Source organism: Isoptericola nanjingensis, from assembly GCF_050311635.1.
GTDB lineage: Bacteria > Actinomycetota > Actinomycetes > Actinomycetales > Cellulomonadaceae > Isoptericola > Isoptericola nanjingensis.
Map to the genome: position 1 here is coordinate 193,415 of NZ_JBNOZL010000001.1, position 16,113 is coordinate 209,527.

Genomic DNA, 16,113 nt, shown 5'->3' on the forward strand with positions numbered 1-16,113 from the left:
GGTCCGTGGTGCGCGCCGGCGGTCGTGGGCACGAGGGGCCCGCCGTCACGCGCGCGGGAACGCCTGCACGAACACCTTCCGCAGCCGCTCGTCGTCCACGTGGGTGTACCGCTGCGTGGTGCCGAGGTCGGAGTGCCCCAGCACCTCCTGGACGGACCGCAGGTCCGAGCCGCCCTGCAGCAGGTGCGTCGCCGCGGAGTGCCGCAGCGCGTGCGGGGCCACGTCCTCCACGCCCGCCCGGGCCGCGAGCTGATGCACCGCGTCGCGGACCTGTCGCTGCCCCCAGCGGCCACCGCGCGCCCCCAGGAGGAGCGCGGCCCCGGACGTCGGCTGCAGCAGGGCCGGCCGGCCGTGCGCCAGCCACTCGGACACCGCGCGCGCCGCCGGGACGCCGAACGGCACCACCCGCTCCTTGCCGCCCTTGCCGAGCACCCGCACGAGACGGTCCGTGAGGTCGACGGCAGGCACGTCCACCTGCACCAGCTCGCCGACGCGGATGCCGCTGCCGTACAGGAGCTCGGACGCGGCCCACGCGCGCAGGGCCGCGGGGCGATCCTCCGGCTCCGCGGCGTGCGCGACCTCGCGGGCGGTGTCGAGCAGCGTCGCGGCCGCGTCCGCGCTCAGCACCGTCGGCAGGGTCCGCGACACCTTCGGGCTCGCCAACCGCGCCGTCGGGTCCGTCTGCACCAGCCCCACGCGGTACGCCCACCGCAGGAAGGTCCGCGCCGCGGCGCCGCGACGGGCGATCGTCGCCCGGGCCAGGCCGCGCTCGGCCTGCGCGGCGAGCCAGCCGCGCAGCACGACCACGTCGACCCCCGGCAGGCCGTCGACCCCGTGCCGCACCGCGTACCGCAGGAGCGACCCGACGTCGGCACGGTACGCACGACGCGTGTGCGCCGAGTGCCCGCGCTGGACCTCGAGATACTCGTCGAAACGCGCCAGCGCCCCCGCGAGCGGCGCCGGCAGCGGCGGCAGGTCCGGATCGGTGTCCATCCAGGTCAGTGTGCCCCTGAGCCGTCTCAGGACGGGTGAGGCGCCGCGCGTGTCGAGGTCGTCCACCGGTGCGACACCCCTCGTGCGCCCCCCCCCCCCCCCCCCCCTGGCGGACGACCTCTCGCACCGGCCCGCCGCCTCAGCCGTTCGACGTCGTCCTGCCCGCCCCGCCGTCGGCACGGCGGACCCGGCGCCACCGGCCGGCCTCCTGGGCGGCGAGCCCGTGCAGCTCGAGTGCACCGAGACCGGCGAGCAGCTCGCCCGGGGCGAGGCCGGCCACCCGTGCCAGCGCGTCCAGGGCGGTCGCGCCCCGTGCCGGCAGCGCGTCCCACACCTGGCGCGCGCGCTCGCCGAGGGCCTCGACCTCCGCCGGCATCCGTCGGCGCGACAGCGCACGGGCGGCGCGCCCCGGTACGGGAGCCCCGTCGTGCGGGGCCGGCGCCGCCTCGCCGTCGTACGGACCGGCGAGCTCGGCCACCTCGGCGGCGTCCGTCACGCAGACCGCCGCCCCGTCCCGCAGGAGCGCGTGGCACCCGGTCGAGGTCCCCGACGTCACCGGGCCGGGCACGGCACCGAGGGGGCGCAGCAGTCGCGTCGCGTGCCGTGCCGTCGACAGCGCCCCCGACCGCCAGGCGGCCTCCACCACGACGGTCGCGCACGACACGGCGGCGATGATCCGGTTGCGGGCGAGGAAGCGCTGCTTGAACGGCGCCGACCCGGGCGGGACCTCGCTCACCACCGCACCCGCGCCGTCCGCCAGGCGTCGCAGCAGGTCCTGGTTGCCCGGCGGGTAGAAGCGGTCCACGCCGCCGGCGAGCACCGCCAGGGTGGCAGCCCCGCCGGCGACCGCCCCGCGATGGGCCGCGGCGTCGATCCCGTACGCCCCGCCCGACACGACGGCGAAGCCGCGGTCGGCGACACCGGCCGCCAGGTCCGCCGCCACGTGGTCCCCGTAGGCGCTCGACGCCCGCGCCCCGACGAGTGCGACCGACCGCTCCGTCAGCGCGGCGAGATCGGCGTCGCCGCGCACCCACAGGGCGAAGGGCTCTTCCGGGCCCAGCGCGGCGAGGCGGGCCGGCCAGCGTGCGTCCCCGGGCACCAGCAGCGTGCCGCCTAGCCGTTCGAGGACCCGCAGCTCCCGCCGCGGGTCGAGCCGCTCGAGCCGCGGCGCCCACCGGGCGACCCCCTCCATGAGCCGGTCGGCCGCGACCTCGCTGCCCAGCGGCTCGACCGCGGACCCCCGCAGGGCGCGCGCCGGGTCGCGGACCGCGTCGACGACCCACTCCAGCGCCGCCGGGGCCCCGAGGTGCGTGACGAGGGCGCCCGCCACCGCGTCGGCCGGCTCGGCCAACCGGCTCCACGCGGCGCGGGCGAGCACCGGGTCGTCCGCCGCGAAGGGCAGCCCTCCGGCGCCGAGCGACCGCGTCGCGGTCGGTCTCGGTTCCGCGGCCGGCCCCACGACCGCCCCCACGACCGCCCCCACGACTGGCTCCACTGCCGGCTCACGCATGGCTCCCCCTCGTGCGCATCGTCACGGCCGTGGAGACGTCGTCGACCGTCGGTGCGGCGCGCCCCGCGAGGTCGGCGTGCGTCCACGCGATCCGCAGCACTCGGTCGGCCCCGCGCAGGCTGAGCACCCCCCGGTCGACCATCTGCTCGATCGCCTGCAGCACCCCCGGTGCTCGTGACCGCTCCCGCAACCACCGCCCGGGCACCTCCGCGTTCGTGGTCCAGGGTGTCCCGGCCAGCCGCTCGCGGGCTGCGGCCCTCGCCTGGGCGACCCGGGCCGCGACCACCGCCGACGACTCCCCCTCCGACCGTGCCGTCCGTTCCGCCCGCGTCACGGGCAGGACCTCCACCTGAAGGTCGACGCGGTCGAGCAGCGGCCCCGACAGACGACCGAAGTACCGGCGCTTCGCCATGGGCGTGCAGGAGCAGTCCAGCCCTTTGTTCACCGACGCCATCCCGCACGGGCAGGGATTCGCCGCCAGCACCAGCTGGAAGCGTGCCGGGTAGCGGGCGGCTCCCCCGGAGCGGTGCAGCACCAGCTCCCCCTGCTCGAGCGGCTGGCGCAGCGTCTCCAGCACGCGGGACGGGAACTCGGGGGCCTCGTCCAGGAGCAGCACCCCCCGGTGCGCGCGGGACACCGCGCCGGGCCGGGCCAGGCCGCTGCCCCCGCCGACGATCGCCGCCGGGGTGGCCGTGTGGTGCGGGTCCTCGAAGGGCGGGCGCGTCAGGAGGCCGTTCCCGGGGTCGAACGTCCCGGCCACCGAGTGCACGGACGTCACCTCCACGGCCTCGGAGGGCGTGAGGTCCGGCAGGATGCCCGGCAGCCTGGCGGCGAGCATCGTCTTGCCCGCACCCGGTGGCCCGACCAGGAGCAGATGGTGCCCACCGGCGGCCGCGACCTCGAGCGCCATCCTCGCGTGCACCTGCCCGACCACCTCCGCGAGGTCCCCCGGCGACCGGCGCGGCGCGGACTGCCGCGCCGCCCGGACCGGGTCCAGCACCGGCGGCTCGGCGAGCTCGCCGCCGTGGAGCAGCACCACCTCGGCCAGGCTCGACGCCGCGTGGACGCGCGCACCGGGGACCAGCCGGGCCTCGTCCGCGTCCCCGGTCGCGACCACGACGTCGGGGCAGCCCGCCTCGACGGCCGCGGCGACCGCAGGGAGCACCCCGCGCACGGGCTGGAGGCGCCCGTCGAGGCCGAGCTCTGCCAGGTGCACCACCCGGTCCAGCCCGGCCCGGGATACCACGCCGTCCCCCGCGAGCACGGCGACCGCGATGGCGACGTCGAACGACGAACCGGACTTGCGCAGCGACGCGGGCGACAGGTTGACGGTGATCTTGCGGTGCGGCCACTTGATGCCGGTGGAGAGCACCGCGGCCCGCACCCGCTCGCGCGACTCGTTGAGCGCCGTGTCCGGCAGCCCCACCAGAGTGAACCCGGGGACGGACGCCGCGAGCTGCGCCTGCACCTCCACGACGTGCCCGGTCAGCCCGGTGAGGGCGACCGCCGCCGTCGTCCCGAGGCCCATCAGAGCACCCCCACGAGGTGCTCGACCTGCGCGGCGCCCGCCCGCGGCAGCACCACGGCCACCACGTCGACCCGGATCTCGCGGCAGCGCACGTCCCGGTGCTCCACCAGCCACTGCCCCGTGAGCCGGCGGATCCGGGACAGCTTGGCGGCCGTCACCGCCTCCGCGGGGTGGCCGTACGCGGTGCCCCGTCGCGTCTTCACCTCGATCGCGACCAGCACGTCGCCGTCGCGCGCGACGAGGTCGAGCTCGCCTCCCGTGCCGTGCCAGTTGCGCTCGAGCACCTCCATGCCCTGCGCCTCGACGTGGCGCGCGGCCACCCGCTCCCCGTACCGCCCGACGGCGTCCTTCGCCCGCATCGAACCACCTCCGCGGGGAAGCCTCGCGGCCCGGTGCAGGGCCGACGCGCACGCGGACGGTGTCCTGTGGACGAGGGGCGCAGGGGGGGCCGCCTGGGGGCAGCCTCCGTGCCTACCGGCGCCTCGTGGCGTCGACAGGGAGCGAGCTACAGGGCGAGCTCGGCCTTCGCGAGCTCCTCCACGTTGACGTCCTTGAACGTCACCACGCGCACCGACTTCACGAACCGCGCGGAGCGGTAGACGTCCCATACCCACGCGTCGGCCAGCCGGAGCTCGAAGTAGACCTCGCCGGCGGCGGACCGCACCTGCAGGTCCACCTGGTTGGCGAGGTAGAACCGCCGCTCCGTCTCCACGACGTACGAGAACAGGCCCACCACGTCGCGGTACTCGCGGTACAGCGCGAGCTCCATCTCGGTCTCGTAGTTCTCGAGGTCTTCGGCGCTCACAGGGCCATCATCCCATCGGGCGGGTCGAGGGCGAGGCCTGCGGCGGGCGTGCCGGACGCCGGGACCGCGCCGTCGTCCGCGAGGGCGCGCAGGTTCCACGACCGGCGGTGCTGCGGCGTCGGGCCGAGCCGGCGCAGCGCGTCCAGGTGGGCGGGCGCCGAGTACCCCTTGTTCTGGTCCCACGCGTACGCCGGGTACTGGCGCGCCAGACGCACGAGCAGCCCGTCGCGCTCCACCTTGGCGAGCACGCTCGCGGCCGCGACCGACGAGCACTGTAGGTCCGCCTTGACGAGGGTGCGCACCCCCGGCTCCGGCGCCTCGGGCCCGAGGGGGTCGAGGGCCGCCGCCTCGAACAGGTCGACGTCGCCCCGGCTCAGCCAGTCGTGCGAGCCGTCGAGGAGCACCACGTCCACGTCGCCGCACGTCCGCCGGACCTGGGCCAGTGCCCGCCGCCCGGCGAGCCGCAGCGCGGCCACGATCCCGTGCGCGTCGATCTCCGCCGGCCCCGCGTGCCCGACGGCCCACGCGACCCCCCAGCGCTGCAGCTGCGGCACCATCGCGACCCGCGCCGCCGGGGTGAGGAGCTTCGAGTCGGTCAGCCCCTGGGGCGCCGTCCGCGTCGCCGCGTCCACGACGACGACCCCCACGCTCACGGGCCCGGCGAGGGAGCCGCGCCCCACCTCGTCCATGCCCGCGACCAGCCGTGCGCCTCCTGTGAGCAGCGCACGCTCCTGGCGCAGCGTCGGGCTCCGGCGCTGCTTGGCGCCGGCGCCGGCCGTGCGGCGGCGGGGCGGCGTGGGCCGGCGCACCGTCTCCGGCCCGGACGTCGCCCGGACGGGCTCGGCGCCGTCCTGCCCTGCGTCCTGCTCGGGGCCGCGCTCGACCAGCGACGTCACGGCTCCGGGACCTTCGCGAAGACGTCGCCCGGGTTGCGCAGGAGCTTCGCGTCGCCCAGCGGCCACACGGTGGCGAACGCCGACCCGACGACGTTGTCCATCGGCACGAACCCGCCGCCGGGCTTGCCCGTGTTGTAGCGGGAGTCCTGCGAGTTCTGCCGGTTGTCGCCCATGACGAACAGGAAGCCGTCGGGCACGACCGTGTCGAACGGGTCCTGGCTCGGCACCGAGCCCGGCTTGATGTACGACTCCTCGTCGATCGGCTCGCCGTTGATGCTCACGCGGCCCTGGTCGTCGCAGCACGTCACGTGGTCGCCGGGCGTCCCGACGACCCGCTTGATCAGGTGGTCGCCCGTCTCCTGCGGCAGCAGCCCCACGAACGTCAGGACGTTCGTCACCGCCTGCCCCACGGGGGTCCGCTCGGGCGGCTCGTACGGCGGCAGCCAGCCGCCGGGGTCCTTGAACACCACGATGTCGCCACGGTGGACGTCGAACACGTCCGGCACCATGCGCGAGACCATCACCCGGTCGCCGATCTCCAGCGTGTCCTCCATCGACCCGCTGGGGATGTAGAACGCCTGCACCAGGAACGTCTTGATGAGCCACGACAGGACCAGCGCGCTGACCACGATGATCGCGGTCTCGCGCAGGACGCCGAGCCCGCGACTCGGGGTCGGGCCCTCGGCGGGGGCGGGGCGGCCCGCTCCGACCACGGCGTCGAAGCCCTCGACCCCGTCGCCGGAGCCGCTGCCCGCGGGGTCGTGGGGACGGGGATCGCGCGCGCTGGGCCGGTCTGTCACGGGATCGGAGTCTGCCACGCCCTCACTCTTTCACTCGCCACCGTCCACGGCGAAACCGCGACAGGCCCCCGCTCGCGCTCCGGCGGCGGCCCCGGCCGACCCCGGGGACGACGACGGACGGGCGGCCCTGCCATCGGCAGGAACCGCCCGTCCGGGGGTGCGCGTCAGCGCGTCGCGACGCGGCGCATCACGCCGCACGGCCTCACTTCGAGGTCGGCGCGGTCTCGCGCTTCTCGCGGATCTTCGCCTTCTTGCCGCGCAGGTTGCGCAGGTAGTACAGCTTCGCCCGGCGGACGACGCCGCGGGAGACGACCTCGATCGAGTCGATGGTCGGGGCGTGCAGGGGGAACGTCCGCTCCACGCCGACGCCGAAGCTGATCTTGCGGACGGTGAACGTCTCGCGGACGCCGCCGCCCTGGCGCGCGATGACGATGCCCTGGAACGCCTGGACGCGCGAGCGGTTGCCCTCGACGACCTTGACGTTGACCTTGACGGTGTCGCCGGCGCGGAAGTCCGGGACGTCGGAGCGCAGCGAGGCTGCGTCGACGGAGTCGAGCGTGTGCATGGTGGTCTCCCCGCCCTGCCACAGGTCAGGAGCAAGATCGTGGCGCGCCCGCAGGGGCACGCGGAATCTGACGTGTCGGTGGGTGCGTCGGCTCCTCGACCAGGCGGGCTGACCAGCAGCCCGTCGTGACCTCCCCTGTGGCAGAGGCCGGGTCGGCGAACGCACCAGCGCCCTATTCTGCCACACGTCCCGGCGCGGACCCCGGCTCGGGCTCCGCCGCGGGACGGAGGCGTCCGTCACGCACCTCCCAGCCGAGGCCGGCGAGGACGGCGCGGTCCGCCTTGTCCAGCGACGCGGGGTCGAGCGCGGCCACCATGTCGGGGCGCCGTGCGGCGGTCCGCTCCAGCGCCCGGTCGCGACGCCAGCGCTCGATCCGGGCGTGGTGGCCGGACAGGAGCACCTCGGGCACCTCGAGCCCCGCCCACTCCGGCGGCTTCGTGTACACCGGGTACTCCAGCAGGCCGGCTGCGCCGTGCGACTCCTCGACCAGCGAGTGCGGGTTGCCGACGACGCCCGGCAGCAGCCGCCCGAACGCCTCGATCATCACGAGCGCGGCCACCTCCCCGCCGTTGAGCACGTAGTCGCCGATGGACAGCTCGCTGACGCGGTGGCCGGCGGCGCGGGTGCGCTCGGCGACGCGTGCGTCGATGCCCTCGTACCGCCCGCACGCGATGACCACGTGCTCCTCGGCCGCCAGCGCCTCCGCGTGCCGCTGCGTGAAGACGTCGCCCGACGGCGTCGGCACGACCAGGTGCCCGCCCCCGCCCGCCGGCAGGACGTCGTCGAGCGCCCGCCCCCAGACGTCCGGGCGCATGACCATGCCCGCTCCCCCGCCGAACGGGGTGTCGTCGACCGTGCGGTGCCGGTCGGTGGTCCAGTCCCGCAGGTCGTGCACCCGCAGGTCGAGCAGCCCGGCCTTGCGCGCCTTGCCGACCAGCGACAGGTCCAGCGCGGCGAGGTAGTCGGGGAAGATCGAGACGACGTCGACGCGCACGTCAGCCCTCGCCCTGGGCGTCGTCCGCCCGGTCGACGACGGCGGACGCCGCGTCCCGGGCGAGCAGCCCGCCGGGGGGCGTCAGGACGACGCGCCCGCCCGCGACGTCGACCTCCGGCACGATGGCGCGGACGAACGGTACGAGCGTGCGCTCGCCGCCGGTCTCCCGCACGACGAGCGCGTCGTGCGCCGGCAGGTGCTCGAGGCCGGTCACCTCGCCGACCACGGTCCCGTCCTCGAACTCGGCCCGCAGGCCCTGGAGCTCGTGCGGGTACCAGGCGTCCTCCTCGTCGGAGACGTCGGCCTCGACGACGAGCTCGACGCCCCGCAGCGCCTCGGCCGCGGTGCGGTCGGCCACCTCCGCGAAGGACACGAGCCAGCGGCCCTGGTGCACCCGCGCGGCGGTCACCGTGAGGGGCCCGGCCTCGGCCGGCTCGGTCGCGAGGGTGAGCCCCACCGCGAGCCGTTCCTCGGGGTTGTCGGTGCGCAGGTCGAGGCCGACCTCGCCCCGGAGCCCGTGCGCCCGCCCGACGCGCGCCACCACCAGCTGCATGACCACTCCTGTCTCGAACTGTTCTCGTGGGCCGGTGACCACCGGTCCCAGCATGCCTCGCGGCAGACGACGAGGCCCGGCCCCACTCTCGGTGGGGTCGGGCCTCGTCAGTGCTACGGCAGCGGGTGCGGCACGCGTCAGCGCCGGTCGACGTCCACGACGTCGACCCGCACGGGGCCGTCCGTCGCGAGGGCGCCGACCACCGTGCGCAGCGCCTTCGCCGTCCGTCCGCCCCGGCCGATCACGCGGCCGAGGTCGTCGGGGTGCACCCGCACCTCGAGCAGGTCGCCCCGGCGCTGCGTCCGCGAAGCCACCCGGACGTCGTCCGGGTTGTCCACGATGCCGCGCACCAGGTGCTCGAGGGCCTCGGCGAGCATCAGGCCTCGGCCTCAGCCTCGGTGGCCTCGGCCGCCGGCTCCTCGGCCTTCTTCTCGGCAGCCTTCGCCTTGGCCTTCTCGGCCTCGGCGGCGACGGCCTCGACCGCGGCGGCGCTGTCGGCCTTCGCGGTCTTGGTCTTGAGGGTGCCCTCGGCGCCCGGAAGACCCTTGAACTTCTGCCAGTCACCGGTGATCTTGAGCAGCGCGGCGACCTGCTCGGTCGGCTGCGCACCGACGCCGAGCCAGTACTGCGCCCGCTCGGACTTGATCTCGATGAACGACGGCTCCTCGGTCGGGTGGTACTTCCCGATCTCCTCGATGACGCGCCCGTCGCGCTTGGAGCGCGAGTCGGCCACGACGACGCGGTAGTACGGGGCCCGGATCTTGCCGAGGCGCTTCAGACGAATCTTGACGGCCACTGTGGTGGTGTCTCCTGGTTCTGGTGGGGCGACCTCACGCGCCGCCGGGTGGGGTCCTGGCGGTGTCCGGAGGTCAGGAACGCGACCTGCGCAGGAGAGAGGGGCCTGGGCACGCCGAGTACCCCGCCATTGTGCCAGACCGGGCGTGCCCGCTCCAACCACGGGTGACGCACCTCTCGCCCCGGCGCGGGGAGGTCAGCCGCGGACGACCTGCCCGCGCAGCACGACGGCGGTCGGGTGCCGCAGCACCTCGATGTCCTCGCGCGGGTCGGCGGGGTAGACCACCAGGTCCGCGCTGGACCCCTCGACGAGGGCGCCGAAGCCCAGCAGCTCGCGCGCCCGCCAGGTCGCCATCGCGACGACGTCGGCGGCGGGGATGCCGGCCGCGACCAGCTCGGCGCACTCGTCCACGACCCGCCCGTGCCCGAGCGTGCCGCCGGCGTCGGTCCCGACGAGCAGGGGCACGCCCGCCTCGTGGAGCGCGCGCACGTGCTCGTACCGGCGGGCGTGCATGCGCCGCATCCGCGCCGCGTACTCCGGGTACTTCCCCTCCGCCTGACGGGCGATCTCCTCGAAGCGGGCCACCTGGAGCAGCGTGGGGGTCACGGGGATGCGCCGCGCCGCGACCTCGTCCACGAGCGCCCCCATGACGCCCGTCCCGTGCTCGATGCCGTCCACGCCCGCGGCGAGCAGGTCGGGCACGACCTCCTCGGAGAAGGCGTGCACCGTGACGCGCGCGGCCTCCGCGTGCGCGGCGGCGACCGACTCCGTGAGCACGTCGCGCGGCCACAGCGGGCCGAGGTCGCCCGCCTCGCGGTCGATCCAGTCCCCGACCAGCTTGACCCAGCCGTCCGCGCGGCGCGCCTGGGCGCGCACCGCGTCGGGGAGCGCTCCCACGTCGTCGAGCTCGAGGCCGAAGCCCCGCAGGTAGCGCTTGGGGCGTGCCAGGTGCCGGCCGGCGCGCACGAGGCGCGGCAGGTCGGGGCGCTCCTGGACCCAGGACGTGTCCACGGGCGAGCCCGCGTCGCGCACGAGCAGGACGCCGGAGTCGCGGTCGGCGACGGCCTGGGCCTCCGCCGTCGCCTGGTCGACCGCGCCGTCGGGGCCGAGGCCCACGTGGCAGTGCACGTCCACCAGACCCGGCAGCACCCAGCCCTCGAGCTCGCGGGTGGCGCTGCCCTGCGGCGACGGGCGGGTCAGGCTGACCCGGCCGTCGCGCACCCACATCTCGCCGACGTCGCGATCGTGACCGAGCAGGACGTGGCCGGTGACGTGCAGCGGGACGTGCGGGGCAGACATGGTCGAAGGTTACCGAGTCGGGGGGCCGGGCCGTGGAGGCCGGTCCGTGCGCCTCAGCGTCCGCCGAGCAGCTTGTCGAGCCCGTCCGGCAGCTGGAGCTTCGAGAGGTCCTGCTCGGCCGGCTCCTCGCCGCCCATCCCGAACGCGGAGCCCTGCGGGGACGGCTTCGCGGCGGGGCCGCCGAGCGCACGCTGCATGGCCTCGCGCTCCTGCTGCGCCCGCTTCGCGGGGTTGCCGGACTTGCCCTTGACCTTCTTCGAGGGCGCCTGCTTGCCGCGCGACTTCTTGCCCCCGCCCGGCATCCCCGGCATCCCCGGCATCCCCGGGACGCCGCCGGGCATGCCCGACATGCCGCCGCCCTTGCTCATCTGGCGCATCATCTTCTGCGCCTGCGTGAACCGCTCGAGGAGCTGGTTGACGGCCGTCGTCGTCTGGCCGGAGCCCCGCGCGATGCGCGCGCGGCGCGAGCCGTTGATGATCTTGGGGTTGTCGCGCTCGGCGGGCGTCATCGACTGGATGAGGGCCTGGACCCGGTCGACCTCGCGCTCGTCGAAGTTCTCGAGCTGCTCGCGCATCTGCCCCATGCCGGGCATCATCCCGAGCATCTTCTTCATGGAGCCGAGCTTCTTCATCTGCTGCATCTGCACCAGGAAGTCGGACAGCGTGAAGTCCTCGCCCTTCTCCACCTTGGCCGCCATCTTGGCGGCCTCCTCGGCGTCGAAGGCCTTCTCGGCCTGCTCGATGAGGGTGAGCACGTCACCCATGTCGAGGATGCGCGACGCCATGCGGTCGGGGTGGAAGACCTCGAAGTCGGTGAGCTTCTCACCGGTCGAGGCGAACATGATGGGGCGGCCCGTCACCGTCGCCACGGAGAGGGCGGCACCGCCGCGCGCGTCTCCGTCGAGCTTGGACAGGACGACGCCGGTGAAGTCGACGCCCTCCTCGAAGGCCTTCGCCGTGGCGACGGCGTCCTGGCCGATCATCGCGTCGATGACGAACAGGACCTCGTCGGGCTGCACGGCGTCGCGGATGTCCGAGGCCTGCTGCATGAGCACCTGGTCGACGCCCAGGCGGCCCGCGGTGTCGACGATGACGACGTCGTGCTGCTTGACCTTCGCCTCGGCGACACCGTCACGGGCCACGCCCACGGGGTCGCCGATGACGACGTCCGTCTCCGCGCCCTGGTTGCCCGGGTGCGGCGCGTAGACCGGGACGCCGGCCCGCTCGGCCACGACGGAGAGCTGGGTCACCGCGTTGGGGCGTTGCAGGTCGGCAGCGACCAGCAGCGGCGTGTGGCCCTGCTCCTTGAGCGCCAGCGCCAGCTTGCCGGCGAGGGTCGTCTTGCCGGCGCCCTGGAGGCCGGCGAGCATGATGACCGTCGGCGGCGTCTTCGAGAGCTGCAGCGGCCGGGTCTGGCCGCCGAGGATCGACACGAGCTCGTCGTTGACGATCTTCACGACCTGCTGCGCCGGGTTCAGCGCACCGGACACCTCGGCGGACAGCGCACGCTCGCGCACCGCGGAGGTGAACTCGCGCACGACGGGCACGGCGACGTCGGCGTCGAGGAGCGCCCGACGGATCTCGCGCACGGTCGCGTCGATGTCCGCCTCGGAGAGCCGACCCCGCCCGCGCAGGTTCTTGAACGTCGCGGTGAGCCGGTCCGACAGGGAGTTGAACACCAGGCAGGTCCTTAGGAGAGGTCGTCGTGGGGTGCGGCCACCTAGCCTACCGTCCGACGGCGAGCGCCCGACGGGCCCGCCCCGTGAGGTCGTCCACGAGGCTCGCGCGCCACGCCGTCCATCCCGCCGGGCCCAGCGACGACGAGTCCGCCTCCGTGACCACGCGCACCACCTCGAGCAGGTCGCCGCGGTGCTCGAGCGCGTCGAGGAGCTCCGCCACCGTGGCCGGGTCCTCGAGGTCGGCCGTGGTCGCGAGGCGCGCGAGAGTGAGGTGGTGGCGCACGACGAGGCCGACGTCGCGCGCCGTGTCCTCGCCGAACCCCGTCCGGAGCACGATGCCGGGGGCGACGCGGGCGCCCTCCACGGAGTGGTCGGGCTCGACGGCGCCGCGGCGCTTGCCGATGTCGTGCAGCAGGGCGCCGAGCAGGAGCTGCTCCGTCGGCGCCGCCGCGACGCCCCCGTCCGCCGCGACCTGGCGGCGCACCCGGACGGCGCGCGCCGCCGTCTCCACCAGGTGCCGGTCCACGGTGTGCCGGTGGACCGCGGCCCGCTGGGGGCGGTTGCGCACGGCCGCCCACTCGGGGATCCAGGTCGTGACGACGCCGGCCAGGTCGAGCGCCTCCCAGACCGGCACCTGGGCCGGCCCCGCGCCGAGCAGCGTGAGCAGCGCGGAGCGCGCGGCGGGCGGCCACGGCGCGGGCGGCGGCGGGGACCCCGCGAGCGACTGCACGGTCACGGGCGAGAGCACGAGACCGGTGCGCGCCGCGGTGGCCGCCGCCCGCAGCGGCAGCAGCGGGTCCTCGGCCGGCTGCGCCCCCACGGCCAGCACCAGCTCGCCGTCGTGCTCCACGAGGCCGTCGCCCACCGACCGCAGCCGCGGCGCGGACCGGCGCCCCCGGACCATGACGGGCCGGCGGACCGCGGGACGCTGCAGCGCCTGCCGGGCGCGGCGCACGGTGGAGTCCAGCGCGTAGGAGATCTCCCGACCGGCCTCGGCGAGGCTGGCCAGCAGCTCGTCGGGGTCGTCGTACCCGCAGCGGGCGGCCACCTCGTCGAGGTCGGCGAGCAGCAGCTTGGTGGAGCGGCGCCGCGTCACGACGTGCACCGCGTCCCGCACGTCCAGCAGGTGCGCGTACGCCCGGTCCACGCGGCCGTGCGGGCGGTCGGTGAGCCACGTGGCCGCGAGCGCCGACAGCAGGACGGCGTCGCGGATGCCGCCGCGCGACTCCTTGAGGTCCGGCTCGATGAGGTACGCCAGCTCCCCCGCGCGCTCGGCCCGGTCGCGGGCGCTGTGCAGCAGCTCGGGCAGCCGGCGGCGGGACGCCGAGCGCCAGTCGGTGAGGATCGCGGAGGCCGCGCGGTGCACGACGACCGCGTCCCCCGCCACGGGCCGCACGTCCAGCCAGCCGACGGCGGCGGGCAGGTCGGTGGACGCGAGCCGACGCGTCTGGCTCAGCGAGCGCACGGCGTGGTCGACGTCGACGCCGGAGTCCCACAGCGGGTACCACAGCGCGTCGGCGACGCGGGCGAGCTCGTCGGGCTTGTGGGTGCGGCCGTCGTGCACGAGCACGAGGTCGAGGTCCGACAGCGGACCGAGCTCGCCGCGGCCGAGGCTGCCGACGGCGGCCAGCGCGAGGCCCGTCGGGTCGACGTCGGCCGTGGCGGTCTCGTACAGGGGGGTGAGCCGGTCGGTGACGAGCTGCTGCAGGGCCGTGCGGCGCGCGACCCCCGACCGGCCGGGGCCGGTCAGGCCGTCGGCGGCGGCGAGCAGGTCCGCGCGCAGGGGGCCCACCGCAGGGGTCGTGGTGGCGCCGTCGTCGACGCGCGAACCCCGCACCCCGGCGTCCGGGGTGCGGGGCTCGGTCGCGCCCGGCTGGTCGTCCGGGAGCACTGTCCGCGTCTCCTAGAGGGCCGCGTCGCCGTGCTCGCCGGTGCGCACGCGCACCACGTCGTCGAGCGTCGTGGTCCACACCTTGCCGTCCCCGATCCTGCCGGTCTGGGCGGCCTTGACGACGACGTCCACGACGGTGGACGCGTCCTCGTCCGCGACGAGGACCTCCACGCGGACCTTGGGCACCAGGTCGACCGTGTACTCGGCGCCCCGGTACACCTCGGTGTGGCCCTTCTGGCGTCCGTAGCCGCTGGCCTCGCTGACGGTCATCCCGCGGATGCCGGCGGCCTCGAGGGCGGACTTCACGTCGTCCAGGCGGTGGGGCTGGACGACCCCGGTGACGAGCTTCATGCGCGGATCTCCCTCTTGATCTGGCCGCTGGCGGAACCCTGCGGGACGGTCTCGTACGCGGACTCGCTGTGCACCGCCAGGTCGATGCCACCGACCTCGGCCTCCTCGGAGACCCGCCAGCCCATGACCGCCTTGAGCGCGATCGCGATGAGGTAGGTGATGATGCCGGAGAAGACGATCGCGACGACGGCGATGATCGCCTGGACCGCGAGCTGGTTCAGGCCGCCGCCGTAGAACAGGCCCGTCTCGGTGGCCAGGAAGCCGATGGAGACCGTGCCCCAGAGGCCGGAGACGAGGTGCACGCCCACGACGTCGAGCGAGTCGTCGTAGCCCAGCTTGTACTTCAGACCCACCGCGAAGGCGGAGAGCACGCCGGCGATCGCGCCGACCGCGATCGAGCCCACGGGGCTGACGGACCCGGCGGCCGGGGTGATCGCGACGAGCCCGGCCACGACACCCGACGCCGCACCGAGCGACGTCGCGGAGCCGTCACGCAGCTTCTCCACCAGGAGCCAGCCGAGCACCGCGGCCGCGGTGGCGACCGTCGTGTTGACCCACGCGAGGCCGGCGAAGCCGTCGGCGGTGAAGGCGGAGCCGCCGTTGAAGCCGAACCAGCCGAACCACAGGAGCGCCGCGCCCAGCATGACGAGCGGCAGGTTGTGCGGGCGCATCGGCTCGGAGCCGAAGCCCTTGCGCTTGCCGACCACCAGGGCGAGGACCAGCGCGGCCACACCGGCGTTGATGTGCACCACGGTGCCGCCGGCGAAGTCGATCGGCGTCGCGATGGACGCGAACGGCCCGTCGCCGGACAGCAGGCCGCCGCCCCAGACCATGTGCGCCATCGGGAAGTAGCAGAGGGTCACCCACACGGCCACGAAGACCATCCAGGTGCCGAACTTGGCGCGGTCGGCGATCGCGCCGGAGATCAGGGCGACGGTGATGATGGCGAACGTCGCCTGGAAGCCCACGCCCACGATCCCGGGGACGCCGAAGTCGTCGATCGCGAACTCGCCCGCGGCGTCGTAGATCGCGCCGGACAGCCCGAACTGGTCGAACGGGTTGCCGACGATCCCGCCGAGGTCGGCGCCGTAGGACATCGACCAGCCCCACAGCACGTAGACGACGCCGACGACGGCGATCGCGCCGAACGACATCATCATCATGTTCAGCACGGACTTGCCGCGCACCATCCCGCCGTAGAAGAGCGCGAGTCCAGGGGTCATCAGGAGCACGAGAGATGCCGACATCAGCATCCACGCGGTTGCTCCGGTGTCCAGCTCCATGAGTTGTTCCTCCCTCACCAGCCGGGCGGCCGGGTCGGGCACTACCGTGGTCGGGCGGGGTTTCGCCTGGAGTGTTCTGGTGTTTCGCGGGTGTGACAAGGCCCCGTCACGCGTCAACTTTGCGTTAACGGGGCCTTGTCACGGGGTGCCGCGGGGTGCCGCGGGTGCGG

17 protein-coding genes are annotated in these 16,113 nt (G+C 75.1%); all 17 read right to left on the reverse strand.

The window, feature by feature from the left end:
- Nucleotides 1–45 precede the first annotated feature (45 nt).
- The 17 genes from ACQP6G_RS00870 to ACQP6G_RS00950 all read right to left on the reverse strand — a co-directional run bounded on the left by ACQP6G_RS00870 (nucleotide 46) and on the right by ACQP6G_RS00950 (nucleotide 15,943).
- Nucleotides 46–993 (reverse strand): tyrosine recombinase XerC, encoded by a 948-nt coding sequence (locus ACQP6G_RS00870; protein WP_429762288.1) that lies wholly within the window; start codon nucleotides 991–993, stop codon nucleotides 46–48.
- Nucleotides 994–1,132: 139 nt separating this feature from the next.
- Nucleotides 1,133–2,503, reverse strand: a complete 1,371-nt coding sequence (dprA, locus tag ACQP6G_RS00875) for a DNA-processing protein DprA (protein WP_429762289.1) — start codon at nucleotides 2,501–2,503, stop codon at nucleotides 1,133–1,135.
- A complete protein-coding gene (locus ACQP6G_RS00880; RefSeq protein WP_429762290.1) occupies nucleotides 2,496–4,031 on the reverse strand; it encodes a YifB family Mg chelatase-like AAA ATPase in 1,536 nt (511 codons plus the stop codon). Before ACQP6G_RS00880 ends, dprA begins: the two co-directional genes overlap by 8 nt.
- Nucleotides 4,031–4,390, reverse strand: a complete 360-nt coding sequence (locus ACQP6G_RS00885; RefSeq protein ID WP_429762291.1) for a YraN family protein — start codon at nucleotides 4,388–4,390, stop codon at nucleotides 4,031–4,033. The genes ACQP6G_RS00880 and ACQP6G_RS00885 overlap by 1 nt, the downstream gene beginning before the upstream one ends.
- Nucleotides 4,391–4,536: 146 nt before the next feature.
- Complete coding sequence (locus ACQP6G_RS00890; protein WP_013838354.1) at nucleotides 4,537–4,836, reverse strand: DUF2469 domain-containing protein; 300 nt, start codon at nucleotides 4,834–4,836, stop codon at nucleotides 4,537–4,539.
- Nucleotides 4,833–5,645, reverse strand: a complete 813-nt coding sequence (locus tag ACQP6G_RS00895; RefSeq protein WP_429762678.1) for a ribonuclease HII — start codon at nucleotides 5,643–5,645, stop codon at nucleotides 4,833–4,835. Before ACQP6G_RS00895 ends, ACQP6G_RS00890 begins: the two co-directional genes overlap by 4 nt.
- Before the next feature lie 83 nt (nucleotides 5,646–5,728).
- Nucleotides 5,729–6,532 carry a signal peptidase I gene (lepB, locus tag ACQP6G_RS00900; RefSeq protein ID WP_429762292.1) on the reverse strand — a complete coding sequence of 268 codons (804 nt, stop codon included), beginning with the start codon at nucleotides 6,530–6,532 and terminating at the stop codon, nucleotides 5,729–5,731.
- Between the two features lie 202 nt (nucleotides 6,533–6,734).
- Complete coding sequence (rplS, locus tag ACQP6G_RS00905) at nucleotides 6,735–7,097, reverse strand: 50S ribosomal protein L19 (RefSeq protein WP_429762293.1); 363 nt, start codon at nucleotides 7,095–7,097, stop codon at nucleotides 6,735–6,737.
- Between the two features lie 172 nt (nucleotides 7,098–7,269).
- Nucleotides 7,270–8,091 (reverse strand): tRNA (guanosine(37)-N1)-methyltransferase TrmD, encoded by an 822-nt coding sequence (trmD, locus tag ACQP6G_RS00910; RefSeq protein ID WP_429762294.1) that lies wholly within the window; start codon nucleotides 8,089–8,091, stop codon nucleotides 7,270–7,272.
- A 1-nt stretch (nucleotide 8,092) separates the two neighbouring features.
- Nucleotides 8,093–8,644: a ribosome maturation factor RimM gene (gene rimM, locus ACQP6G_RS00915; protein ID WP_429762295.1), complete on the reverse strand. Its 552-nt coding sequence runs from the start codon at nucleotides 8,642–8,644 to the stop codon at nucleotides 8,093–8,095.
- Nucleotides 8,645–8,781: 137 nt separating this feature from the next.
- Nucleotides 8,782–9,021, reverse strand: a complete 240-nt coding sequence (locus ACQP6G_RS00920) for an RNA-binding protein (protein WP_429728397.1) — start codon at nucleotides 9,019–9,021, stop codon at nucleotides 8,782–8,784.
- Complete coding sequence (gene rpsP / locus ACQP6G_RS00925; protein WP_429762296.1) at nucleotides 9,021–9,440, reverse strand: 30S ribosomal protein S16; 420 nt, start codon at nucleotides 9,438–9,440, stop codon at nucleotides 9,021–9,023. Before rpsP ends, ACQP6G_RS00920 begins: the two co-directional genes overlap by 1 nt.
- 195 nt (nucleotides 9,441–9,635) lie before the next feature.
- On the reverse strand, nucleotides 9,636–10,739 hold the full coding sequence (locus ACQP6G_RS00930) for an amidohydrolase family protein (protein ID WP_429762297.1): 1,104 nt from the start codon (nucleotides 10,737–10,739) through the stop codon (nucleotides 9,636–9,638).
- A 53-nt stretch (nucleotides 10,740–10,792) separates the two neighbouring features.
- Nucleotides 10,793–12,418 carry a signal recognition particle protein gene (gene ffh / locus ACQP6G_RS00935; protein WP_429762298.1) on the reverse strand — a complete coding sequence of 542 codons (1,626 nt, stop codon included), beginning with the start codon at nucleotides 12,416–12,418 and terminating at the stop codon, nucleotides 10,793–10,795.
- Nucleotides 12,419–12,464: 46 nt separating this feature from the next.
- Complete coding sequence (locus ACQP6G_RS00940) at nucleotides 12,465–14,309, reverse strand: [protein-PII] uridylyltransferase family protein (RefSeq protein WP_429762299.1); 1,845 nt, start codon at nucleotides 14,307–14,309, stop codon at nucleotides 12,465–12,467.
- Between the two features lie 12 nt (nucleotides 14,310–14,321).
- A complete protein-coding gene (locus ACQP6G_RS00945) occupies nucleotides 14,322–14,660 on the reverse strand; it encodes a P-II family nitrogen regulator (RefSeq protein WP_429728391.1) in 339 nt (112 codons plus the stop codon).
- On the reverse strand, nucleotides 14,657–15,943 hold the full coding sequence (locus ACQP6G_RS00950) for an ammonium transporter (RefSeq protein WP_429762300.1): 1,287 nt from the start codon (nucleotides 15,941–15,943) through the stop codon (nucleotides 14,657–14,659). The genes ACQP6G_RS00945 and ACQP6G_RS00950 overlap by 4 nt, the downstream gene beginning before the upstream one ends.
- Between the last annotated feature and the right edge of the window lie 170 nt (nucleotides 15,944–16,113).